16 protein-coding genes are annotated in these 24,342 nt (G+C 73.9%); 12 read left to right on the top strand and 4 right to left on the bottom strand.

Features of this window, described 5'->3' with window-relative positions; genetic code table 11:
* Positions 1 to 8: 8 nt before the first annotated feature.
* The 4 genes from KBX43_RS21160 to dxs are packed head-to-tail and all read left to right on the top strand — an operon-like array spanning position 9 to position 6,581.
* Entirely contained in the window at positions 9 to 2,096 is a 2,088-nt protein-coding gene (locus KBX43_RS21160; RefSeq protein ID WP_043325667.1) for an APC family permease, read from the top strand.
* Positions 2,093 to 3,373, top strand: a complete 1,281-nt coding sequence (locus KBX43_RS21155) for a class I SAM-dependent RNA methyltransferase (protein ID WP_210886802.1) — start codon at positions 2,093 to 2,095, stop codon at positions 3,371 to 3,373. Before KBX43_RS21160 ends, KBX43_RS21155 begins: the two co-directional genes overlap by 4 nt.
* Positions 3,374 to 3,385: 12 nt before the next feature.
* On the top strand, positions 3,386 to 4,579 hold the full coding sequence (locus KBX43_RS21150; RefSeq protein ID WP_307851562.1) for an anhydro-N-acetylmuramic acid kinase: 1,194 nt from the start codon (positions 3,386 to 3,388) through the stop codon (positions 4,577 to 4,579).
* A 58-nt stretch (positions 4,580 to 4,637) separates the two neighbouring features.
* On the top strand, positions 4,638 to 6,581 hold the full coding sequence (gene dxs / locus KBX43_RS21145; protein WP_210886794.1) for a 1-deoxy-D-xylulose-5-phosphate synthase: 1,944 nt from the start codon (positions 4,638 to 4,640) through the stop codon (positions 6,579 to 6,581).
* Positions 6,582 to 6,785: 204 nt separating this feature from the next.
* On the opposite strand, the gene KBX43_RS21140 is transcribed toward dxs, so the two are convergent.
* On the bottom strand, positions 6,786 to 7,976 hold the full coding sequence (locus KBX43_RS21140; protein ID WP_043330528.1) for a hypothetical protein: 1,191 nt from the start codon (positions 7,974 to 7,976) through the stop codon (positions 6,786 to 6,788).
* A 333-nt stretch (positions 7,977 to 8,309) separates the two neighbouring features.
* On the opposite strand from KBX43_RS21140, the gene KBX43_RS32130 reads away from it, so the two are divergent.
* Both KBX43_RS32130 and KBX43_RS21130 read left to right on the top strand, forming a co-directional pair.
* Positions 8,310 to 10,061 (top strand): hypothetical protein, encoded by a 1,752-nt coding sequence (locus tag KBX43_RS32130; RefSeq protein ID WP_307851563.1) that lies wholly within the window; start codon positions 8,310 to 8,312, stop codon positions 10,059 to 10,061.
* Complete coding sequence (locus tag KBX43_RS21130) at positions 10,019 to 11,800, top strand: hypothetical protein (protein ID WP_210886787.1); 1,782 nt, start codon at positions 10,019 to 10,021, stop codon at positions 11,798 to 11,800. Before KBX43_RS32130 ends, KBX43_RS21130 begins: the two co-directional genes overlap by 43 nt.
* A 13-nt stretch (positions 11,801 to 11,813) precedes the next feature.
* On the opposite strand, the gene KBX43_RS21125 is transcribed toward KBX43_RS21130, so the two are convergent.
* Positions 11,814 to 13,682 carry a hypothetical protein gene (locus KBX43_RS21125; RefSeq protein ID WP_210886837.1) on the bottom strand — a complete coding sequence of 623 codons (1,869 nt, stop codon included), beginning with the start codon at positions 13,680 to 13,682 and terminating at the stop codon, positions 11,814 to 11,816.
* A gap of 93 nt (positions 13,683 to 13,775) precedes the next feature.
* Here KBX43_RS21125 and KBX43_RS21120 point away from each other — a divergent pair, with 93 nt between their 5' ends.
* Both KBX43_RS21120 and KBX43_RS21115 read left to right on the top strand, forming a co-directional pair.
* Positions 13,776 to 15,011, top strand: a complete 1,236-nt coding sequence (locus KBX43_RS21120) for a PQQ-binding-like beta-propeller repeat protein (protein WP_210886784.1) — start codon at positions 13,776 to 13,778, stop codon at positions 15,009 to 15,011.
* Positions 15,008 to 16,300, top strand: coding sequence for a PQQ-binding-like beta-propeller repeat protein (locus KBX43_RS21115; RefSeq protein WP_210886781.1), 1,293 nt, complete (start codon positions 15,008 to 15,010; stop codon positions 16,298 to 16,300). The genes KBX43_RS21120 and KBX43_RS21115 overlap by 4 nt, the downstream gene beginning before the upstream one ends.
* Here the strand turns inward: KBX43_RS21115 and KBX43_RS21110 are convergent, their stop codons facing one another.
* Positions 16,301 to 17,491, bottom strand: coding sequence for a peptidase C39 family protein (locus KBX43_RS21110; RefSeq protein WP_064447151.1), 1,191 nt, complete (start codon positions 17,489 to 17,491; stop codon positions 16,301 to 16,303).
* 634 nt (positions 17,492 to 18,125) lie between these two features.
* Between KBX43_RS21110 and KBX43_RS21105 the strand changes: the two genes are divergently transcribed.
* The 4 genes from KBX43_RS21105 to KBX43_RS21090 all read left to right on the top strand — a co-directional run bounded on the left by KBX43_RS21105 (position 18,126) and on the right by KBX43_RS21090 (position 23,338).
* Positions 18,126 to 18,791, top strand: a complete 666-nt coding sequence (locus tag KBX43_RS21105) for a response regulator transcription factor (RefSeq protein ID WP_043325656.1) — start codon at positions 18,126 to 18,128, stop codon at positions 18,789 to 18,791.
* Positions 18,792 to 18,793: 2 nt separating this feature from the next.
* The gene (locus KBX43_RS21100) at positions 18,794 to 19,951 is read left to right on the top strand and encodes a cell wall metabolism sensor histidine kinase WalK (protein WP_176722869.1); all 1,158 of its coding nucleotides are present in this window, start codon (positions 18,794 to 18,796) and stop codon (positions 19,949 to 19,951) included.
* 205 nt (positions 19,952 to 20,156) lie between these two features.
* The gene (locus tag KBX43_RS21095; RefSeq protein WP_210886779.1) at positions 20,157 to 22,703 is read left to right on the top strand and encodes a malectin domain-containing carbohydrate-binding protein; all 2,547 of its coding nucleotides are present in this window, start codon (positions 20,157 to 20,159) and stop codon (positions 22,701 to 22,703) included.
* A 248-nt stretch (positions 22,704 to 22,951) separates the two neighbouring features.
* Positions 22,952 to 23,338: a VOC family protein gene (locus tag KBX43_RS21090; RefSeq protein ID WP_043325653.1), complete on the top strand. Its 387-nt coding sequence runs from the start codon at positions 22,952 to 22,954 to the stop codon at positions 23,336 to 23,338.
* Between the two features lie 56 nt (positions 23,339 to 23,394).
* Here KBX43_RS21090 and KBX43_RS21085 read toward each other — a convergent pair whose 3' ends face one another.
* Positions 23,395 to 24,177, bottom strand: coding sequence for a hypothetical protein (locus KBX43_RS21085; protein ID WP_064447155.1), 783 nt, complete (start codon positions 24,175 to 24,177; stop codon positions 23,395 to 23,397).
* Between the last annotated feature and the right edge of the window lie 165 nt (positions 24,178 to 24,342).

Below are 24,342 nucleotides of genomic sequence, written 5' to 3'. Positions count from 1 at the left end.
TGGCGGTTGTGGCCCGACCCACCTCGCTGCTGAAGCGACTCCTCCTCGGTCGACCGTTCCGGTCCGACCGCCTGCAGCACACGCTGCTGCCGAAGCGCATCGCGTTGCCGGTCTTCGCCTCCGACGCGCTCTCCAGCGTGGCGTACGCGCCGGACGAGATCCTCCTGACGCTGTCCATCGCCGGCGCCTCGGCGTTCTTCTTCTCGCCGTGGGTCGCGCTCGCGGTGGTCGTGGTCATGCTGACGGTGGTGGCGAGCTACCGGCAGAACGTGCACGCCTACCCCTCCGGCGGCGGCGACTACGAGGTCGCGACGGTCAACCTCGGTCCCAAGGCCGGCCTGGCGGTGGCGAGCGCGCTGCTCGTCGACTACGTGCTCACCGTCGCCGTCTCGGTCTCCTCCGGCGTGGCGAACCTCGGCTCGGTGGTGCCGTTCGTGGCCACCCACAAGGTGCTCATCGCGGTCAGCGCGGTGGTGCTGCTCACCGCGATCAACCTGCGCGGCCTGCGCGAGTCCGGCACCGCCTTCGCCATCCCCACGTACGGCTTCGTGATCGTCATCGGCGGCATGCTGCTGACGGGGCTGGTCCGCGTCTTCGTGCTCGGCGACGACCTGCGCGCGCCGAGCGCCGGCCTGGAGATCCAGGCCGAGCACAGCGTCACCGGGTTCGCGCTGGTGTTCCTGCTGCTGCGCACGTTCTCGTCGGGCTGCGCGGCGCTCACCGGCGTGGAGGCGATCTCCAACGGCGTACCCGCCTTCAAGGCCCCGAAGTCGAAGAACGCGGCGACCACGCTGCTGTTGCTCGGCGGCATCGCGGTCACCATGCTGGTCGGCATCATCTGGCTGTCCCGGCTCACCGGCCTGCAGTTCGTCGAGGACCCGAGGACGCAGATCGTCTCCGGCCCGGTCGACTACGTGCAGAAGACGGTGACCGTGCAGCTCGGGGAGACCGTGTTCGGCGGCGGCTCGGTGCTGCTCTACGTGGTCGCCGGGATGACCGCGCTGATCCTGTTCCTGGCCGCCAACACCGCCTTCAACGGCTTCCCGGTGCTCGGCTCGATCCTGGCGCAGGACCGCTACCTGCCGCGCCAGCTGCACACCCGAGGCGACCGGCTGGCGTTCTCCAACGGCATCCTCTTCCTGGCCGTCTTCGCGGTGGTGCTGATCATCGGCTTCCAGGCCGAGGTGACCAAGCTCATCCAGCTCTACATCGTCGGGGTGTTCGTCTCGTTCACGCTCTCCCAGGCCGGCATGATCCGGCACTGGAACCGGCACCTTCGCAACGAGCGGGACCCGGAGGCGCGCCGCCGGATGCTGCGCTCCCGGGCGATCAACACGTTCGGCATGGTGATGACCGGCGTGGTGCTGGTCATCGTGCTGGCCACGAAGTTCCTGCTCGGGGCGTGGATCGCGATCGTCGCGATGGCGGTGATGTACGTGGTGATGCTCGGCATCCGCCGGCACTACGACCGGGTCGCGGAGGAGCTGGAGCCGACCGAGCAGCGGGGCGTGCTGCCCGCCCGCAACCACGCCATCGTGCTGGTCAGCAAGCTGCACAAGCCGACGCTGCGGGCGGTCGCGTACGCGCGGGCGACCCGGCCGGACACGCTCACCGCGGTCACCGTGAACGTGGACGAGCAGGACACCCGGGAACTGCAGGCCGACTGGGAGCGCCGCGAGCTGCCGGTGCCGCTCACCGTGATCGACTCCCCGTACCGGGAGATCACCCGGCCGATCCTCAACTTCGTCGCGTCGGTGCGCCGGGAGTCGCCGCGCGACGTGGTCACCGTCTTCATTCCCGAGTACGTGGTGGGGCGCTGGTGGGAGAACCTGCTGCACAACCAGAGCGCGCTGCGGCTCAAGGGGCGGCTGCTGTTCGAGCCGGGCGTGATGGTGACGAGCGTGCCGTGGCAGCTCGCCTCCACCGCCAGCAAGAACCTGGACCGGCTGGACGCCACGCTCAGCCGGGGTCCGGCGCGCGGCCCCCGGGTGGCGCCGCAGAGCACGCTGCCGCCGCCGGTGGCGTCCACCCCGTCCGCGCCGTCCGCGCCCTCCACGCCGTCCGCGCCCTCCGCCGAGCGGGAGGAGCGGCCGTGAGCGCCGACGAGCGTCCCGGTCCGGTGCCGACGGCGGAACGCCCCGGGCTGGAGGAGGCCGAGCGGGTCGAGCTGACAGTCGACGCGGTCGCGCCGGGCGGGCACTGCGTGGCCCGCGTCGGCGGGCAGGTGGTCTTCGTCCGGCACGCGCTGCCCGGCGAGCGGGTGATCGCCGAGGTGACCGAGCTGCACCGGGGCTTCGCCCGCGCCGACGCGGTGGAGATCCTGGACGCCGCACCGGACCGGGTCACCCCGCCGTGCCCGTACGCCCGGCCGGGCCGGTGCGGCGGCTGCGACCTCCAGCACGTCGCCCCGGCCGCCCAGCTCGACTGGAAGCTCGCCGTGGTGCGCGAGCAGCTCACCCGGCTGGGCGGCCTCACCGCGGAGCAGATCGACGCGCTCGGCGTACGCGTCGAGGCGCTGCCCGGCGGGCCGCTGGGCTGGCGTTCCCGGGTCCGGTACGCGGTCGACGCGGCCGGGCGGGCCGGGCTGCTCAAGCACCGCTCGCACGAGGTGGTGCCGATCGAGCGGTGCCTGATCGCGCACCCGGCGATCCAAGAGCTGCCGGTGCTCCCGCCGACCGGCGCCCGCTGGCCCGACGCCGACGCGGTGGAGACCGTCGCCAGCACCGGCGGGGACGTCGCCGTGGTCGCGTACGCCGAGGGGGTTCCGACGGCGGTGAGCGGGCCGGAGCGGGTCCGGGAGACGGCGGCCGGGCGGTCCTTCACGCTGCCCGCCTCCGGGTTCTGGCAGGTGCACCCGGCGGCGGCGGACGCGCTGACCGGCGCGGTGCTCGACCTGCTCGACCCGCAACCGGGCGAGACGGCCTGGGACCTGTACGGCGGCGCCGGGCTGTTCGCCGCCGCGCTCGCCGAACGGGTCGACGGGGCCCGGGTGACGCTCGTCGAGTCCGCGCCGGACGGCGTGGCCGCGGCCCGGGAGAACCTCGCCGACCTGCGCGGCGTCGAGGTGGTCGCGGCGCGGGTGGAGACCGCGCTGGCCCGGCGCCGGATCACCGGCCCGGTCGACCTGGTGGTGCTCGACCCGCCGCGCTCCGGCGCGGGCGCGCCGGTGGTCCGCGACGTGGTGGCCGCCGGGCCGCGCGCGGTCGCGTACGTGGCGTGCGACCCGGCCGCCTTCGCCCGGGACGTCCGCACGTTCCGCGAGGCGGGGTGGCGGCTGGCCGAGTTGCGCGGGTACGACCTGTTCCCGATGACCCAGCACGTGGAGCTGGTCGGCCTGTTCCTGCCCGCGCACGGCCCCGGCCCTGCGCGTTAAGAAGGGGCCCTTTTGCTACCGGATCCGTTAAGAAGGGGCCCTTCCTTGCGCATCGTCGGGCTGATGTCGGGCACGTCCTACGACGGCGTGGACGTGGTGGCCGCCGAGTTCACCGCCGCCGGCGACACGCTGCGGCTGCGGCCGCTCGGGCACCGCGAACTGGCGTACCCGGACGACCTGCGGGCCGAGATCGGCGCGCTGCTGCCCCCGGCGGCCACCACCATCGAGGCGGTCTGCCGGCTGGACAACCGCCTCGGCGAGGTGTTCGCCGAGGCGGCGGCGGCCGGCGTCGAGCTGGCCGGGGGCGCTGCCGACGCGGTCGTGTCGCCCGGGCAGACGGTCTTCCACTGGGTCGAGGCGGGCCGGGTGCGCGGCACGCTCCAGCTCGGCGCGCCGGCCCGGGTGGCCGCCCGGGTGGGCGTACCGGTGCTGCACGACCTGCGCTCGGCGGACGTGGCGGCCGGCGGCCAGGGCGCGCCGCTGGTCCCGGCGTTCGACGCGCTGCTGCTCGACCCGGCTGCCGGCCCACGAGCGGCGTTGAATCTCGGCGGGATCGCGAACCTCACCGTGGTCGCGCCCGGCACGCCCGTCCTCGGGTACGACGTGGGCCCGGCCAACGCGCTGCTGGACGCCGCCGCCCGGCGCTTCCTGGACCGGCCCTGCGACGTCGACGGAGCGCGGGCCGCGGCCGGGCGGGTGCACGAGGCGCTGCTGGCCCGGCTGCTCGCCGAGCCGTACTACGCCGCGCCGCCGCCCAAGTCCACCGGCAAGGAGCTGTTCCACGGCGGCTACCTGGACGCCGCGCTGGCCGCGCTCGGCGAGCCGGTAGCCGCCGACGACGTGCTGGCCACGCTCACCGAGCTGACCGCCCGCACGGTGGCCGACGCCTGCGACCGGCACCGGGTCACCGAGGTGGTGGCCGCCGGCGGGGGAGTGCGCAATCCCACACTCCGGGCGCGGCTGGCCGCGCTGGGCGTGGGACGCTGGCGGCTGCGCACCACCGACGAGCTGGGCGTACCCGCCCAGGCCAAGGAGGCGTACGCGTTCGCGCTGCTCGGCTGGCTGTCCTGGCACGGCCTGCCGGGCGCGGTGCCGTCGGTGACCGGCGCTTCCCGGGCCACCGTGCTCGGCTCCTGGACGCCGGCCGGCCCGTCCGCCGCCGCGCCGCGCCCACCCGCGCCCCGGCGGCTGGTGGTCGACGCCTGACCTGGGTCGATGCACGGCCGGGCTGCGGACTGTCGCGCGGCCGATAGACTCTCCGGTCATGAGTGTTGAAGAGGGCACGGCCAACCACGGTCGGCTGCTGGGCACCGTCCGCGGCCCGCAGGACGTGAAGCGGATGACCGCCGAGCAGCTGGACATCCTCGCCGCCGAGATCCGTGACTTCCTGATCGCCAAGGTCTCCCGCACCGGCGGCCACGTCGGCCCCAACCTGGGTGTGGTCGAGCTGACCCTGGCGATGCACCGGGTCTTCGACTCCCCCCGCGACCGGCTCCTCTTCGACACCGGCCACCAGGCGTACGTACACAAGATCCTCACCGGCCGGCAGGAGGGCTTCGACAAGCTCCGCCAGCGCGGTGGCCTCTCCGGCTACCCCAGCCAGGCGGAGAGCGAGCACGACCTGATCGAGAACTCGCACGCCTCCACCGCCCTGTCGTACGCCGACGGCCTCGCCAAGGCGTACGCGCTGCGCGGCGAGAAGCGCTCCGTGGTCGCCGTGGTCGGCGACGGCGCGCTCACCGGCGGCATGTGCTGGGAGGCGCTGAACAACATCGCCACCGCCGGCAACCCGCTGGTGATCGTCGTGAACGACAACGGCCGGTCCTACTCGCCGACCATCGGTGGCCTCGCCGACCACCTGTCGTCGCTGCGGCTCAACCCCGGCTACGAGAAGGTGCTCGACACGGTCAAGGACGCGCTGGGCAACACCCCGTTCGTCGGCAAGCCGATGTACGAGGTGCTGCACGCGGTCAAGAAGGGCATCAAGGACGCGGTCGCCCCGCAGGCCATGTTCGAGGACCTCGGCATCAAGTACGTCGGCCCGGTCGACGGCCACGACGTGCCGGCCGTCGAGGCGGCGCTGCGCGCGGCCAAGAACTTCGGCGGCCCGGTGATCGTGCACGCGGTCACCCGCAAGGGCTACGGCTACCGTCCCGCCGAGGACGACGAGGCCGACTGCCTGCACGGCCCCGGCGCGTTCGACGCCGAGACCGGCAAGCTGCTCGCCGTGCCGTCGGTGAAGTGGACCAACGTCTTCGCCGACGAGCTGGTCGCGATCGCCGACGAGCGGCCCGACGTGGTCGGCATCACCGCCGCCATGGCCGAGCCCACCGGCATCGCCACGCTCGCCCGCAAGTACCCGGAGCGGGTCTACGACGTGGGCATCGCCGAGCAGCACGCCGCCACCTCCGCCGCCGGCCTCGCCATGGGCGGGTTGCATCCGGTGGTGGCGGTCTACGCCACGTTCCTCAACCGCGCGTTCGACCAGGTCCTGCTGGACGTGGCGATGCACAAGCTGCCCGTCACGTTCGTGCTGGACCGCGCCGGCATCACCGGCCCGGACGGGCCCAGCCACTACGGCATCTGGGACATGTCGGTCTTCGGCGTGGTGCCCGGCCTGCGGATCGCCGCGCCCCGCGACTCGGCCACGCTGCGTGAGGAGCTGCGCGAGGCGATCGCCGTGGACGACGGCCCGACCATCCTGCGCTTCCCGACCGGCACCGTCGCCGCCGACCTGCCGGCCGTACGCCGGGTCGGCCCGGTCGACGTGCTGGCCGAGTCGGCGCGTACCGACGTGCTGCTGGTGGCGGTCGGCTCGTTCGCCGGCCTCGGTGTCGAGGTCGCCGCCCGGGTCGCCGAGCAGGGGTACGGCGTGACTGTGGTCGACCCGCGCTGGGTGCGCCCGGTGCCGGCCGAACTGGTCGAGCTGGCGTCCGCGCACCGGCTCGTGGTCACCGTGGAGGACGGCGTACGCATCGGCGGCGTCGGCTCCGCGCTGGCTCAGGCGATGCGCGACGCGGACGTCCGCGTACCGGTCAAGGACATGGGCGTGCCGGCCGACTGGCACCCGCACGGCAGCCGCGCGCAGATCCTGGCCGACCTGCGGCTCACCGCGCAGGACGTGGCACGCGACGTCACCGGCTGGATCTCCAGCCTCGACGCCACCCCGGTCGACCCGGCCACGAACGGGGCCCGAGCCCAGAGCTGACCCCGCTCTCCTGCGCGCCGCCCGGTCTGCGCGTCGATCTTGCACTTGCGGCCCTCCTGATGTCGGCTTCGCCCGATAAGGGAGGGCCGCAACCGCAAGATCGCCGGGCGGGGGCGCCCGGGGTGATCATGAGGTTGGCGGGGATTGGTGTCCGGTTTGTCGCCGTCAAGTTCATGATCGACGGGGTGGGCGGCGGGGCGGGGGTTACGGGGTGGGGAGGGAGCGGTACCAGGTCTTCTCGGTGCCGGCCAGGCTGAACGTCTGCCGCTGGTCGGTGTGCTCGACGACCACCAGGCCGGGACGGTCCACCAGGCGGGTGGTGCCGGGCGGGGCGGAGAACGACACCTCGCCCGTACGCCAGCTCAGCACCGCCAGCGGCCGGCCGGGCATCGGCAGGTGGTACGCCTGGAGCGTGGTGGACCGGTCGGCGGGGGAGACCACCGGCGTGCCGCCGTCCGCGGGCCGGTAGACCACCGCGGTCATCGTCCCGCTGGGACTGTCCCAGCTCAACTGTTCCAACTCGCCCGGCTCCCCGTCGCCGAGCGCCACCGAACCGAGCGAACGGGTGGCGATCTTCGCCATCGGCCAGGACTCCGGCGCGGAACGGGGCGCGTCCCGGTCGCCGATGCGGCGCGGCACACTGCCGAACGGGCCCCGCTCACCGGCCAGCACGCAGGTGTCCAGCCCGGTCAGCGCGCGCTTCCCGGCGCCCGTGTCGTCGCGTACCAGGGGGTAGCGGGGCGCTTCGGTGGCCGTACCCAGGTCGAGGACGCGGTCCGCGGCCTTGCCGCGCGGCAGTGACGTCGTGGGCCGCAGCGCCGCGGTCAGCTCGACGGCCCGGCAGTCCGGCACGGCGACCGGCTCGGTGACGCCGTCGGTGCTGGCGACGGCCTTGCCGTCGGGGCCGAGCAGGCGTGCGACGCGGGCCGAGGTGAGGTAGCGGCGGCCGTCCGGGTCGCGCACCGGCAGCACGTCGGAGTAGACCAGGTAGCCGGGATCGGTGTACTCGGTGGCGTGGGCCACCCGCCAGCGCTGCCCGTCCCGGTCGAGTTGCAGCAGCCAGGAGGCGGCGTCACCGGGGACATCGGCGGCGACCAGCGCCAGCGCGGAGCCGGCCACCTGACCGGAGAAGAGGATGCCGGAGGTGGGCACGTGTACCCGGTCGTCCACCGGGGAGCGCCACTCGCGTACCGCTGTGGTGATCGCGGCGGTCGCCGCCGCGTCGCCGGCCAGGCTGCCGCGCGGCGGCCACACCGCGAGGTTGCCGTCCAGGCTGTCGTAGCCGACCCGCAGGTCCGCCGGCTTCCGGTCCGCGATCGGTCCGCAACCCGCGGTGACCAGCAGCAGAGCTGCCAGCGCGGTGCCCGTCGTAGCGCTTCGGCGGGCTGAAAGCACCCTGATCCCCTCGCCGGTCGTCGGTCGGAAGCCCACATGGTACGAGACGGCCCGCCACCCGGCCGCGCCCGGCTCACCCTTTCGGTCGAGTGACCACTGCGGAACGTGACGGGCGATTCGGGTATCAATATCCGGCTCCGGTAGACTCCGCCGATTGTGACGCCTGCCGAGACCCGCGGCGCCTCGACGCCGGACGCCGCCGCCCCGACGGGCCACCGCTCCGTCACCCTTGATCCACCACCGGTCACCGTCGCCGAGCCGGAGCCGGCGACCACGACACCTCCGCAACCGCCGGCCGAGCCCGAGGCGCCGGCCACGCCGGGCGCGCGGCGCGTGCGCCGGTGGCGGTGGACCCGCCGCCGGATCGACCTCATCGTGTACGGCGGATTCCTGCTCGCCGCGATCTGGGTGACCAGCGGCATCTGGGCCGACCCGGCCGGGCGGGTGGCCGCGCTCTACAGCAGTGACCCGGCGCAGGTGCAGTTCTTCCTGGCCCACTCGGTACGGGTGGTGCTGCACGGCGAGTTCCCGTTCTTCACCGAGCAGTTCAACTACCCCGACGGCGTCAACCTGATGGCGAACACCGCCATCCTGGCGCTCGGCATCCCGATGGTGCCGGTGACCCTCCTGTTCGGACCGGCGGTCTCGTTCGTCACGCTGGTCACGCTCGGCCTGGCCGGCACCGCCGCCGCCTGGTACCGGGTGCTGTCCCGGCACGTGATCCGGCACCGCCCGGCCGCCGCCGTGGCGGCCTGGTTCTGCGGGTTCTCGCCGGCCATGCTGTCGCACGCCAACTGGCATCCGAACATCATCAGCCAGTTCCTGCTGCCGTTCATCGTGTGGCGGGTGCTGGTGCTGACCCGCTCGACCCGGCCGGTGCGCGACGGCGTGCTGCTGGCGCTGCTGGTCACCGCGCAGGCGTTCATCAACGAGGAGATCCTGCTCTTCACCGCGCTCGCGCTGGGCGTGTTCCTGATCGCCGTGGTGGTGCAGCAGCGCGAGCGGTGGACGACCGCGTGGCGTCCGCTCGGCGCCGGGCTGGCGGTCTGCGCGGCGCTGGCCGGCGCGCTGCTGGCGTACCCGCTGTATGTGCAGTTCGCCGGCCCGATGGCGTACCACGGGCTCAGCGACGCGGTACGCGACTACGGCAACGACATCGCCGCGTACTTCGCCCCCGGCTCGCCCACGTTCGGCGGCAACGAGCGCGCCAACGTCAACCTCGCCCCGAACTACTCGGAGGAGAACGCGTTCTTCGGCTGGAGCCTGTCGCTGATTGCCGTGGGCATCGTGATCTGGCTGCGGCGTGACGTGATCGTCCGGGCGCTGGCCGCGACCGGGCTGTTCTTCGCCGTGCTCTCCCTCGGCGAGCGGATCTCCTGGTGGGACCGGGAACTCGTCACCGGGCCGTGGGAGTTCCTGGTGCGGCTGCCGCTGCTGGACGCCGTGGTGCCCACCCGCTTCGGCCTGATCACCAGCGTGACGGTGGCGATCCTGCTCGCGTACGCGGTGCGCCGCGCCTGGGCGCTGCGGGGCGTGGACCGGCGGACGGCCCGCAAGCTCACCGCCGCCGGCCTGATCCTCGCGCTGCTGCCGATCGCGCCGATGCCGTTGCGGGTCACCACCCGGGAGCCGGTGCCGGAGTTCATCACCGCCGACCGGTGGCGGCAGTACGTCGGCCCGGACCAGACGCTCGTGTCCGTGCCGGTGCCGGCGATGGGCAACACCGACCCGATGCGCTGGGCGGCCAGCACCAACCTCGACTTCAAGATCCCCGGCGGCTACTTCCTCGCCCCGCGCAACGGCGTCACCGGAGACCCGGGACGCTTCGGCGGGCGGCCCAGCGGCATCGGCGAGATGCTGCGGGAGGTGTCGTCCACCGGCCGGACGCCGAAGCTCGACGACCGGCAGCGCCGCCGCTACCTGGACGAGCTGCGGCACTGGAACGCGGCGGTGGTGGTGCTGCCGCTGGCCGAGCAGAACGCCGAGCCGCTGCGCCGCACGGTGGAGCAACTGGTCGGGCCCGGACGGCAGGAGCTGGACGTGTGGCTGTGGGACGTGCGGAAACTGACCAGCCGGCCCGCCTGACCGCACCCGAGCAGCCCGCTCCCGCGCCCGCGCCCCGCCGCCGGCCGGTCGACGCGCTGGTGGTGGCCGGCTACCTCGCGCTCGCGGTGCTGCTCACCAGCGACCAGTGGCGCCGCCCGGAACGGCTGTTCCACCAGGCCGGCGACCAGATCCTGTTCGAGTGGATGCTGGCCCGGGCGGCCCGCGCGGTCACCGGCGGCGAGAACCCGCTGCACAGCGCCGCGCTGAACGCCCCGGACGGGGTGAACCTGATGGCGAACACGTCGGTGCTCGGGCTGGGCGTGCCGCTCACCCCGGTCACCGTCGCGTTCGGCTCCCAGGCGGCGTTCCTCGTCGCCGTGACGATCAGCCTCGCCGGCACCGCCACCGCCTGGTACGCGCTGCTCGCCCGCCGGCTGGTCCGCTCCCGGGCCGCCGCCGCGGTGGGCGGCCTGGTCTGCGGCTTCGCCCCGGGCATGGTGGCGCAGGCCGGCGCGCACCTGCACATGGCCGCCCAGTTCCTGGTGCCGGTGATCCTCGCGCTGGTGTTCCGCCCGGCCACCGACCGGGTACGCCGCGACGGCGTGCTGCTCGGGCTGGCCGTCGCGTACCAGGTGTTCCTCGGCGAGGAGGTGCTCGTCTTCCTGGCGCTGGCCGCCGGGGTGTTCGCCGGGGCGTACGCGCTCGCCGACCGGGCCGCCGCGCGTCGCCTGGTACCGGTGGTGGCCCGCCGGCTGGGCGTCGGCGCGCTGGTGGCGGGCGTGCTGCTGGCGTACCCGCTGTGGTTCCAGTTCGCCGGGCCGGGCCACTACCGGGGGATGCCGTTCCACACCGGGGGCTACCGGCTGGACCTGGTCTCGTTCGTCGCCTCCGCCCGGCAGACAGTTGCCGGGGACGCCCACCGGGCCGGGCTGCTGTCGCCGAACCCGACCGAGCAGAACTCGTTCTTCGGCCCGTTCCTGCCGCTGCTGGCGCTGCTCGTCGTGGTATGGCTGTGGCGGCGGCCGCTGGTACGCGCGCTCGCCGCGTGCGGCCTGCTGTTCGCGGCGCTGTCGCTCGGCGCCTCGGTGGTGGTGAACCGCGACGACACCGGGCTGCCCGGCCCGTACCGCCTGCTCGCCGGGGCGCCGCTGCTGGACCTGGTGGTGCCGGCGCGCTTCGCGCTGGTGTGCGTACCGGTGCTCGGGGTGCTGCTGGCGCTCGCAGTCGACCGGGTCCGGCACGGCGCCGTGCGCGCCTGGGCGCCGTGGGCCGGCGCGGTCGCCGCCGCGCTGCTGCCGCTGGCGCCGACCCCGATCCGCACGGTGCCGGTCGCGCCGGTCCCGGCCGTCGTGTCCGGCGGCGGCTGGCAGGCGTACGTGCCGCAGGGCCGCACGCTGGTGCCGGTGCCGCCGGTGACCGGGGCGGCGGTCAGCCCGGCCATGTTCTGGTCGGCGCGCACCGCGCTGGCGTTCGACGCGCCGGGCGGCTACTTCATCGGCCCGCGCTCGGCGGACGACCCGGCCGCCCGCTGGGGCGCGCCGGACCGGCCCACGTCGCTGCTGCTGCGCCGGGCCGCCGAGACCGGCCAGGTGCCGCCGGTCGGCGACGCGGAACGCCGGCAGGCGGTGGCCGACCTGCGGCACTGGCGGGCGGCGGCGCTGGTGCAGGCCGACTCGACGCCGGCCGACCCGGTACGCGCCACGCTGGACGCACTTCTCGGCCCCGGCCGGGACGTGCCCGGCGGGCACCTGTGGGACGTCCGGGCGCTGACCGGCTGACCGGGACGCCGGCTCAGACCCGGTCGCGCACGTCCCAGAGCCACACGTCGTCCACCCGCTGCGGCGGGCCGAGTAGCTCGGCCATCAGGTCACGCAGCACCGCCTCGCGCGGACCGGACCCGAGCACCACCACCGACGCCCGCCAGAAACGCAGGTCGTCCACGGCCTGGCGGCGGTTCTCCTCGGTGATCTCCGGCACCACGTTGGCGTCCATCGTGGAGTAGATGAGCGTGCTGGTGGGGCGGTTCGGCGCGCCGAAGACACCCTCACCGCGTTCGTTGGGGCCGATGAAGTAGCCGCCCGGGATCGGGAACTCGTGTCCGGTCAGCGCGCTCCAGCGCAGCGTGTGCAGCCCGTGCACGTTGCTCGGGATCGGCACCGGCACCAGCGTGCGGCCCTCCGGCACGTACGGCCGCCAGCCACCGGCGGTGATGAAGCGCGGCGGCGGGTCGATGTGCTCCGCCGGCAGCGGACGCGGGATCAGCGGCACCAGGGCGGCCACGATCGCGGCGTACCCGGCCAGCCGCAGCACCCGGCGGCGCGTGTCGCGCGCGGCCGTCCCGTCGCCGTCGTCGTCCGTGCTGTCGTCGGCGGCGGCGCGGGGGGCGGGCACCGGCGGACGGCCGGCACCGGCCAGCGCGTCCCACGCCAGGGCGAGCAGCACACCCACGGCGGCCACCACGACCAGGCTCAACCGGGTCGGCATCATCATCTCGACCAGCGGCAGGTCGTCCGGAATGTACGCCCACGGCCCGTCGACGTCGGTCTCCACACCGTTGAACCGCACCACCGGGCCGATCGAGGCGATCGTGAAGACGACCACCAGCACGGCCAGGATCCGGGCCGGCACCGACCGGCGGACCAGCAGCACCAGCGCGCCCAGCGCCACCAGCACCAGCGGCCAGCCGAACCAGGTGTTCTGCTCGGTCAGCCCGATGGTCTTCTCCACCGCCTCGTCACCGGCGATCGTGTCCCGGGCGAACGTGACGAAGGCCACCAGGTCCTCGCCCCAGTTGTGGAAGACGCCGCCCTGCAATCCGCGGTAGGACTGCGGCCCGTTGAACTGGAACCAGATCGGGTACGCGGTCAGCAGCAGCGCCAGCCCGCCGCCGAGCCCGAGCGCGGCCAGGAACGACCCGGCCCGCTCGCGGGCCGCCCGGGGCCGCTGCACCGCGTACGCCACCACGACGACCAGGCAGGCCAGCGCGGTGAGCAGCAGCATCTCCTCGTTGATGAAGACCTGGTACGCCACCAGCAGCCCGAGCGCCAGCCCGTTGCGCCGCCACCGCCCCGGCTCGCCCAGCCGCAGCACCCGCGCCACGATCAGCGGCAGGAGGAAGTTCGACACAAAGTTGGGCTGGCCGTTCGCGTGATGGACGATGCCCGGCGCGAAGCCGAGGAACGCGCCACCGGCGAACGCGGCGGCCCGGGACCGGACCAGGTGCCGCGACAGCACCCAGTACGACGTGGCGGCGGTCGCCGACAGCGCCGCGCCCAGGTAGAGCGCGTACATCACCTGCGGGCCGAGCAGCAGCGTCAGTGGCGCAAGCGGCAGCGTCACCCCGAGCAGCGAGGTGTTCGCCATCATGTTCACCCCGTCCGGCGCGTTCTGCCGGGTGGTGAACAGCGGGTTCTCCAGGTGCTGCACCGAGTACGCGCCGTGCGCGAACAGCCACTCGAACCAGCTGTGGTCGGTCGGCAGGTGCGAGGAGACCCGGTGCTCCACGTCGCCCCAGTAGTTGAGGCAGACGAGAACACCGAGCAGCACATAGGCTCCGATGGCCAGCAGATCGGCGCGGGCCGGCCGGCGACGGGCACGGCGTGGCGGATCGGCCACGACGGCGTCCGTCTCGACGGACGAGGGGTTCAACGAGGGGTCCACCACGGGCACGGCCACGACGCGCCATCGTACAGGCGAATTGTGGCAATGCCGGTCACGGCCGGACGGCGGCCGGGCGCGCGGGAGAGGATGGTCGTGACCGTCATCGATCTGGGGGAGTTGCGTCACGACGCTCCGCCCCCGGCGGCCCCCCGCCCGCCGCGCAGCGTCGGCCGGCCGGCCCGCACCCTGGCGCTCCTGCTGCTGGCGCTGCTCACGCTCACCGCCGCCGCGCCGCCGCGAGGACCGGCGGAGTGGACGCTGCCCGGCGGCCTGGGCTCGGCCGTGTTCGTCTGCGGCGACGTGGTGTACGTGGTGCGGCCGAACCGCGGTGACGGGCGGGAGATCGTCGCCTACCGCGAAGGGCGGGAACTGTGGCGCAGTCCGCTGCCCGGCATCGGCACCGCCGTGTCGGTGTGGGAGCAGGACGGCCGGGTGATGGTGGCCGGCCCGGCCGGCGGCGACGAGGACTGGGAGACGGTGACGTACGACGCGGCCACCGGCGTGGACGTCTGGCGCCGGCGCGGCGTCGCGTTCGCGGTCGGCCGGGTGCTGCTGTCGCAGTCCGCCGCGTCCGACCCCCGCCCGTCGATCACCCGGGTCGACCCCGCCGACGGAAGGACGATGTGGACGCTGCCCTCGACGGGCATGCTGGGGTTCGATTACGGCTCCGGGACGGAACGCATGCTGTTGTGGCCGGCCACCGGGCAGGTGGTGGTCGTGGACGCGCGCACCGGCGCGCGGGTCGCGGCCCGGGACCTGCACCCGGTGCGACCGCCCGGCCCGCGCCACGTGATGACCGTGGCCGGGCTGCTGCTGGAGATCGGCGGCGGGCTCATCGAGGCGTACGACCTGGACACGCTGCGACCGCGCTGGACCGTCGAACAGAAGCTCGTCGACTACGTCGACAGGTGCGGCGCCCTGCTCTGCGCCGTCCGGCCGGGCGCCGGGATGACAGCGCTCGACCCGGCGACCGGCGCCGTGCGCTGGAGCGTGGACCGGTGGGCGCGCGTCGTGGCGGCGCGCGACGACCGGCTGCTCGTCGGCGACACCGCGATCCGCGCCGGCGGCCTGGCGGTGCTCGGCCAGGCCGACGGGCGTCTGATCGCCGAGCTGGGCGGCTGGACCCTGGCCCCGCAGCACGGGTCCGGCGGTCCGCTGCTGGCCACCCGGCTGCTGGGCGGCGGCCGGCAGCTCCTGGCCGAGATGGACCTGTCCGGCGGTCCGCCCCCGATCAGGGGAGTGATCACCGGGACCGACTGCACGACCGGCGTGACGCTGCTGGTCTGCCGCAGGCCCGCAGGTGACTACGTGGTGCGGCGGCTGCCGTGAGCCCGGTGATCGAACTGGGCGAGATGCGGCACGGCGAGTCCGCCGACGAGCCGGAACCCGCGCCGCCCCGCCGGCCGCCCGGCCCGGCGGCCCGGGTGGCGCTGCTCGGCGTACTGGTGCTGCTCGTCGTGCACGCTGCCGCCGGTCCGCCGCCCAGGCCCGTGCCGATCCGGATTCCCGCCCCGCAGGGCGCGGCGTTCGTGGTGCGGCCGGACCGGGTGGTGGTGGCCGACGGCCCCGGCGCGACCGGCCGGGGCGGGCGGGTGGTCGCCGCGTACCGGCTGCCCGGCGGGGAACCGGCGTGGCGGTTCGCGCTGACCGACGGCGACCACGTGCTCGGCCTCACCACAGTGGCCGGGGGACTGCTGGTGACGAGCAGCCCGGCCGGGGACGGTGACTCGGTGTCGGCGATGCTCGACCCGGCGACCGGCACGCTGCGCTGGCGGCATCCCGGATACCCGGTCCCGACCGCCTCCGGCGGGCTGCTGCTGGAGAACCCCCGCCCGCCCGGCGCGGGCACTGTACGGGCCGTGGACCCGGCCTCCGGCGCGGTGCGGTGGACGCTGCCCGTACCGGGCCAGGAGGTGGGGTACCGCCGCGACGACCACGGGGTGACACAGCTCGTCCTGGTCACCCCGCAGGGCCGGGTGACCGTGTACGACGCGGACGCGGGCACCGTCGCGCACACCGGCCGGGTGGCGCCCGCGGCCGGCCGCGCCGACTACCGGTACGCCCAGGTGGTGGCCGATCTGCTGCTGGTCGAGGACGCCCGGGGCTCAGTCACCGGGTACGGGCTGGACCGGCTCGAGGAACGGTGGAGCCTGCCGGTCGGCTCCCGCGCCGGACTCTGGTTCGCCGACTGCGCCGGGATGGTGTGCCTGCGCAACCAGGTGGGCGGCGCGCAGGCCCTCGATCCGGCCACCGGCCGCCCGGCCTGGACCGACGAGCGGTGGCTCGGGATGGGGCCGGTCGGCGACCGGCTGATCGCCGCCGAGCGCGGGGTCGGGGAGGAGCTGGAACTGTCGGCGCTGGACCCGCCGACCGGCCGGGTGCTGGCCCGGCTGGGCCGCTGGCGCGTCTCGGGCAACGACCTCCCGTCCGGGCCGCTGCTCGGGCTGCGCACGCTCACCGAGGACCGGACGCTCGTCGGCGCGCTGGACGTGGCGGTCGGGCAGGTGCGGATCCGGGGGATCCTGCCCGGCGCCTGGTCGGAGTGCGCGGACACGGGTACGCAGCTGGTGTGCCTGCGCCCGACCGGCGGCATGGCGATCTGGCCGGCCGGACGCTGATCACCAGTTGGCCTGCGCCGGTGGCGGCGGCAGGGGCGTCGACTCGGGCCGCAGTACGTACACGACGCCGCCGCTGCCCACCTGCCAGGCGCGCTCGAACGGCGCGCGCGGCACGGTGCGGCGGACCCGCTCGTCGTCCGGCGCGTACGGGTCGTTCAGCACCGGATCGCCGTCGGCGGTGAAGCCGGCCAGCACGATGAGGTGCCCCCGGGTGTCGTAGTCCAGCCCCGGCACCTGCCCGGCGGTGAACGCCGCCGAGACGATCAGCGGGATGCCGGCGGCCACGAACAGTTCCGCTTCGGCCAGCGAACGCAGCCGGGTGACGAACGCGTCCACCCCGTGCGTCGCCGCGTACGCGGTGTTGAACGGCCAGTTCCCCGCTCCGGCGTACGCGTGGTCGAAGCAGTGCCGGGCGGCGTGCACCACCCGCGGGCGGGGGCCGGGCGGCGTCACCCAGGCGTACCGGTCCGGGGTGGGGCCCGCGCCCCAGAAGTCGAGCACCATGGACACGCAGGTGGGGCTGCACCAGGAGTCTCCACCGCCGCCCCAGCGGGTCTCCCCGGTGGCGTGCAGCCGCTGCGCGTAGCGCGGCACGTCCAGCACCCGCCCTCGCGCGCCGCCCGCGCCGGCATCGGTTCTTGCGACGGCTCGTTGTCCGACGCCGGGCGGGTCGGTGGAGGCGACCACGCCGATCGTGCGCAGCGCCGGGCCGTCCGCCGCGTCGAGGCGGCGCAGCAGCGTCACCCGCACCTGCCAGCCGGTCACCGTCGCGCCGGTCACCCGCAGCGTGTCGGCGGCCACCCGCGCCCGGTCGTCCGCCTGCCCGGGTACGGACGCCCGGTGCACCGCGCTGTCGTCGGCGGCCCAGTGGCCCAGCTCGTACCAGCCGGTGGAGGCCGCGTCGCCGGCCCAGCCGCGCAGCTCCACGCGCAGCCAGCAGCCGGCCGGCGTGTGCGCGGTCCAGGAGGGCACCAGCTCGACGGCGGCGAAGCCGAGTGGCGTCACCGGGGAGGTCCAGCTCCCGGCGGCGTACTCGGCGGTGGTCCCGGAGTGCGGATCGGTGTGGGTCAGGCGGCCGGGCGCGCCGTCGAGCACCAGCCCGTCCGGCCCCGCGGTGAGCCCGTCGGCGAGGCCCACGTCCCGGTCCGCCGGGAAACGGAACCGGCGGTACGCGATGTCGCGGCCGGTCATCGGGGTGCCGCCCGGCGTGGATCGGGTGTCTCGACCGCGTGCTTGTCGATCATTGCCGCTGAGCATCGCGTACCCGAAGGTTTTGTGCAACGGCGGTGGGTGCGGGCCCCGCGCTGGACGGGTCGGCCAGTGGGTTCGGGCCAGCCGCGCGGGAGGGTCCGCCTGCTCGCCGGGCCCGGTGTGATCAGGGGCGTAGCGAGTCGATGGGGCGGCCCACCTGACTGCATTTTCGTCACCGAAGGTAACCGTGACGTGAGCTCCCGGGGTTCACCCTGCGCCGACTTTGCTCTGCAGCCATCGACGCAACGGTGACTCACCGCAACAAGTGCGTATCGGGCTGCAGAGCAAAGTCGACGGAAGGGCATCGCAGGCCCCGACGGCTGAATTGGCATATCTGCAGTTCAACGGCTTCTGACTCGGCGGCAGTCTCGCGTGGAGGAGCAACCGTCGGTGACAGTGAGTGACGCAGCGGCGCGCCGTCGCCAATCTCACTGACAGTCACAGAAATCCGCGCAGGTGCGGAAGAGCGACCCGGTGGACGGCGGGCGGATCATGCGCCGCCGGGGCAGCTCCTCCGGCGACACACTTGGCCGGCGGCACTAGGTTGTCAGAGGTCACGAGGCGGGAGGCCGGGATGCGGGTACTGGTGGTCGAGGACGAGCGCAACCTCGCCGACGCGATCGCGCGCGGGCTGCGCAAGCGCGGGATGGCGGTGGACGTCGCGTACGACGGCGACGCCGGCCACGAGGCGGCGTTCGTCACCCGGTACGACGTGGTGATCCTGGACCGCGACCTGCCGGGTGTGCACGGCGACCAGATCTGCGCCGATCTGGCCGCCTCCGGCGCGCTGACCCGGGTGCTGATGCTCACCGCGAGCGGCACCGTCGCCGACCGGGTGGAGGGGCTGCAGCTCGGCGCCGACGACTACCTGGCCAAGCCGTTCGCGTTCGACGAGCTGGTGGCGCGGGTGCAGGCGCTCGGGCGCCGGGCCACCCCGGCCGCGCCGCCGGTGCTGGAGGTGGCCGACCTGGTGCTGGACCCGGCCCGGCGGGTGGTCACCCGTGGTGGCGTGCCGCTCGACCTCACCAACAAGGAGTTCGGCGTGCTCGCCGAGCTGCTCAAGGCGCGCGGCGCGGTGGTGTCCAGCGAAGAGCTGCTGGAACGGGTCTGGGACGCCAACACCGACCCGTTCACCACGATCGTCCGGGTCACCGTGATGACGCTGCGCAAGAAGCTGGGCGACCCGCCGCTCATCGACACGGTGGTCGGGGCGGGCTACCGGATCGGCCGCACGCAGTGAGCGTGGGCACCCGGCGGGTGCGGCCGACGCTGCGGCTGCGGCTGACCCTGCTCAACGGCGTCCTGCTGGTCGGCGCCGGGGCGATCCTGGTGCTGCTGGCCTGGCTGCTGGTCCGCGACGCGCTGCGCCCCACCGACGAGCTGCTGCCCGGCACCACAGTGGTGCTCACCGACGGCCGCACCCTCGACGCCGGGCAGTGGCAGCGGCAACTGGTCGACGCGGCGTCGCAGGAACTGCTGGTCAAGGGGCTGCTCGCGCTCGTGGCGATCAGCGTCGTCGGGGTGGCCGGGGCGTACCTGGTGGCCGGCCGGGCGCTGCGCCCGCTGCACCAGGTGACAGCCACCGCGCGCCGGCTCGGCGAGGCCACGCTCGACGAGCGGATCGGCTGGTCCGGCGCCGACGACGAGGTGGCCGAGCTGGCCGAGACGTTCGACGCGATGCTGGACCGGATCAGCGGCGCGTTCGAGGCACAGAAACGGTTCGTCGCGAACGCCTCGCACGAGCTGCGGACGCCGCTCGCGGTGATGCGTACCGAAATCGACGTGACGCTCAGCGACGACGACGCCGACCTCGCCGAGTACCGCCGCATGGCCGGGGTGGTGCGGGACGCCTCGGAGCGGGCCAACGGCCTGGTCGACGCGCTGCTGGTGCTGGCCCGCAGCGAGGCCCAGACCGGCCGGCGGCTGGCCCGGCGCGCGGAGTCGGACCTCGCCGTCGGCACCGCCAACGCGCTGTCCGCGGTGTCCCGGGAGGTCGAGCGGATCGGCCTGAAGGTGCACACGTCGCTGCGTCCGGCGCCGGTGGTCGGTGACCCGGGGCTGCTGGACCGGCTGGCCGGCAACCTGGTGGAGAACGCGGTCCGCTACAACCACCTGCACGGGCGGATCTGGGTGCGCACCGGCACCGACGGGCAGCGGTCCTGGCTGGTGGTGGGGAACACCGGCTTCGAGGTCGCCCCCGCCGACGTACCCGGGCTGTTCGAGCCGTTCCGGCGCGGCGGCCAGGAACGCACCGGTGCTCGCGGCTCCGGGCTCGGCCTGTCGATCGTGCGGGCCGTCTGCGACGCGCACGGCGGCACGGTGAAGGCGGTCGCCCAGCCCGGTGGCGGCCTGGAGGTGACCGTCACGCTTCCGTCGGCCGACCCGCCCGCGGCCACCTGACCGCCCATCCCGATCCGTCCAGCCGGTGAGGCGGCCTCACCTTTTCGTGCGGACAGCCTCGGCTGTCCTGGCCGGACCCGGCGGTGGTCGGCCCCCGGCGGCACGGTGGTCGGGCAGAATGCTCGGCTCACGCTGGACGCGGAGCGGTGATCAACGGAGAGTAAGCGCAGCGACGCCTCACCCTGCTCACCCACCGGAGCTGCCCGTGACCCACCTCTCGGCCCCGCGCCGCCGCCGTCTTCTCGCGGTCCTCACCGCCGGCGCCCTCACCGTCGTCGGCCTCTCTCCGGCCACGCCCGCGGCCGCCGCCGCGCCCGGCCACGACAAAGTGGTCCACACCGTCCCCTCCACGGCCTCGCCCGACGTCCAGGACGGCTCGGTCGACGCGATCCACGACGCCGGTACGAAGATCATCGCGGGCGGCTCCTTCACCCGTGTGCAGAATCGCAACTCCGACGTCGACATCCCCCGCGACTACCTGCTCGCGTTCGACAAGGCCACCGGCGCGGTGGACACCGCGTTCGCGCCCACGCTCGACAACGAGGTGACAGCGGTCACGGGCGGGCCCACGGCGAACACGGTCTTCGTCGCCGGCAAGTTCAACACCGTCAACGGCGTGACCCGGCGCAAGGTGGCCCTGCTCGACGTCAACACCGGGGCGGTCGTCACCAGCTTCGCGCCGCCCGCGTTCAACGGGCTCATCAAGGACATCGCGCTGGTCGGCAACCGGCTGCTGGTCGGCGGCATCTTCACCACGGCCGGCAACCCCAACCCGCGCGGCGGACTCGCGTCGCTCAACGCCACCACCGGCGCCGTGGACAGCTACCTCACCACCACGCTGACCGAGAACCACAACTGGGACGGGGTCAGCGGCGCCAAGGCCGGCGTCGGCGCGGAGAAGCTCGCCGTCTCCCCGGACGGCACGCAGCTCGTCGTCATCGGCAACTTCAAGAAGGCCGACGGGGTGCTGCACGACCAGATCGTCAAGATCGACCTGGGTGCCACCGCCGCCACCGTCGCGGACTGGAACACGGCCCGCTACACGCCGCGCTGCAAGTGGCAGTCCTTCGACTCGTACGTCCGTGACGTCGCGTTCTCCCCGGACAACAGCTACTTCGTGGTGGTCACCACCGGCGCGCCGTACAGCGGAACGCTCTGCGACACCGCGGCCCGCTGGGAGGCCGGCGCGACCGGCTCCGCTCTCCAGCCGACCTGGGTCGACTACAGCGGCGGCGACACGTTCCTGTCCGTCGGCATCAGCGAAGAGGCGGTCTACGTCGGCGGCCACCTCCGCTGGCTCAACAACACCACCGGCACCGACAACGCCCGGGCCGGCGCGGTCGGCCGGGCCAGCATCGCCGCGCTCGACCCGGCCAACGGCCTGCCGCTGTCCTGGAACCCCGGCCGCCACCCGCGCGGCATCGGCGCCTCCGAGATGCTGGTCACGCCGACCGGGCTCTGGGTCGGCGGCGACACGCTGTGGATCGGCAACTTCCAGTACCGCCGGGAGCGGATCGCGTTCTTCCCGCTGGCCGGCGGGACGGCGGTGCACCCCACCACCACGGCCACCCTGCCCGGCAACGTCTACCAGGCGGGCCTGCCGCAGCCGACGAACGTGCTGTACCGGGTGAACGCCGGCGGCTCGTCCGTCGCCGCCACCGACGGCGGGCCGGACTGGGCGGCCGACACCAGCTCCAGCCCCAGCCCATACCACAACACCGGCAGCAGCGTCTCCAGCTACACCACCGCCGCGAGCCTGGACTCGACGGTGCCGGCCGGCACCCCGGTCGAGCTCTACAACCACGAGCGGTACGACCCGTCCGGCGGCGAGGAGATGACCTGGCAGTTCCCGGTGCCCAACGGCACCGAGGTGCACGTGCGGCTCTACATGGCCAACCGGTACGCGGGCACCGCCAACGCCGGCACGCGGATCTTCGACGTGGCGCTGGAGGGTGCTGTCGTCCTCGACGACCTCGACCTGTCCGCCACCGCCGGGCACAACGTGGGCACCATGCGGGAGTTCACGGTGGTCAGCGACGGCTCGATCGACGTGGAGTTCCGCCACGTGCGGGAGAACCCGCTGGTGAACGCCGTCGAGATCGTCAAGACCGGGCCCCCGCCCGCCCCGGCCAGCTCGCCGGTGCAGGTGCGCTCGTACGACGGGCAGAGCACGGTCGGCGCGCCGGACCCGGTGACCGACCCGGACGGCACCGTCTGGGCGGGCGCGCGCAACGCGTTCTGGGTCGGCGGGACGGTGTTCTACGGCGCCGACGGCGCGCTGTGGCGGCGTACGTTCAACGGCACCACGTTCGGTGCGCCGGAACTGGTGGACCCGTACCACGACCCGTACTGGGACAACGTGATCACCAACTCCGGGCCGACCGGGCAGACGTACGTCGGCGCGACCACCGGCTTCTACGCCGAGATCCCGAACGTGACCGGCATGTTCTTCTCCGGCGGGCGGCTCTACTACACGCTCAACGGGCAGAACGGACTGTTCTGGCGCTGGTTCACCCCGGACAGCGGCGTGGTCGGCGCCGACCGGTTCACGGTGTCCGGGGCGAGCGGGTTCGCCGACGCGGGCGCGGTCTTCGTCTCCGGCGGCACGCTCTACAAGGTCAACCGCAACACCGGTGACCTGGCCGCCACCGACTGGGTGAACGGCGTGCCGGCCGCGACGTTCACCGTGCGCAGCGGCCCGGCGGTCGACGGCGTCGACTGGCGCGCGAAGGCGGTGTTCGTCGGCCCGTAAGGAAGGGCACCTTCTTAACGCCTCCGGTAGAGGAAGGGCCCCTTGTTAACACGCAGGTGTTAACAAGGGGCCCTTCCTTGCGGCGGGGCGGGGTTGCCGGCGCCGGAGGGCGGTGGAATGATCAACCGGTCAGCCCGATGAGGTGGAAGGGGGTGTGGTCGATGTCTTTCGTGAACCGTCCCGCGCCCCGCGTTCCCCGCTGACGTTCCCACTCCGCCGGGGCGCGTACCCCACAGGAGGAAGCACCGATGAGTGCACAGTTCCATTGCGTGACAGTCGAGTCCGACGACCCGTACACCCTCGCCGGATGGTGGGCCCGGGTGCTCGACCGCCGGCTCGCCGACGACGACCACCCGGACGACCCGGAGGCGGTCCTCGCCGCGCCCGCCGGCGACGGCCCCGACCTGTTGTTCGTCCGGGTGGGCGAGCGGCACGGCAAGGGCGCGTTCCACATCGATCTGCACGCGGCCGAGGGCACCCGCGACGAGGAGGTGGCGCGGCTGCGTGACCTCGGTGCCACGCTGGTGGCCGACCGGCGCCGGCCGGACGGCAGCGGCTGGGTGGTGCTGGCCGACCCCGAGGGCAACGAGTTCTGCGTCTGCCGGAGCCCTGCCGAACGTGCCGAGTCCGCCTGATCCGGAAACGACACCGGGCCCCCGCCGTCGCGGCGGGGGCCCGGTGCGTAGCGGTGTCAGCCCTGCTTCTCGATCTCGCCGCGCATCGTGACGAACTCCTTCTGGAGCTCGGCCGCGGACTTGAAGTAGACGACCACCATGCCGAGGCTGCCCCGGTCGGCCCAGATGCAGACGGCCACCTGCTCACCCGAGGCCTTGCCGTCGGAGCACTTGGCGTCGCCGCCAAGCGGGCCCGGGTCGACCGTCTTGAAGTCCTTGGTGGCCAGGTCCGGCGTGACCGCCGTGGCGGCGTCGTCCAGTTCCTTCTTCGGGTCGGCCATGACGCCGGACACGGCGACGATCATGACCAGGTCTTTCTTCTCCGGGTTGCCGTAGAAGGCGCCGGCCGTGCTCGTCGCGTCCGGCACGTCCTTGCTGAGCGAGGCCTTCATCTGCGTCGCGGCGTTCTGCAGCTGCGGGTCGGTGACCTTCGGCCGGCCGCCGAGCGTCTGCGGCTCGACCACCCGGGTCTTGGTGGCGGTGACCACCTCGCCGACGGTGTCCTTGGTGACGAGCCAGGTGACGATGCCGCCACCGACGCAGAGCACCAGGACCACCGCGAGGACGATCAGCAGGATCTTGCCGACGCCGGACTTCTTCGGCGGGACCGGCGCGCCGAACTGGTTGCCGTACTGGGGCTGCTGCGGGATCTGCGGGTAGTCAGCGCCGTACTGGGGCTGCTGCGGAGCCTGCGGGTAGCCACCGCCGTACTGCGGCTGCTGGGGCGGCTGGAAGCCGCCGGGCTGGTGCTGGGGCGGCGGGTAGTGGCCGGGGTAGGGATTGGACGGCGGCTGGGACATGTAGGCAGCTCCTGTGAGAAAACTGAAGGCGTGATCGTAGCCAGGAGCACCGACATGCCGCTGTCCGTGGAAGGCCGGTGGGACGAAACCGCATCCGACCCGTGACCTGCCCGCGAAACGCCGATCGCGGTGGCCGGGCGTCCGTCTCGGACAGCCCGACCACCG

Origin of the sequence: Micromonospora sp. C41 (assembly GCF_018070485.1) — a bacterium.
Lineage (GTDB): Bacteria > Actinomycetota > Actinomycetes > Mycobacteriales > Micromonosporaceae > Micromonospora > Micromonospora chalcea.
Note: the sequence above shows the minus strand (reverse complement) of the source record. Positions and strands in the feature narration are given on the sequence as shown.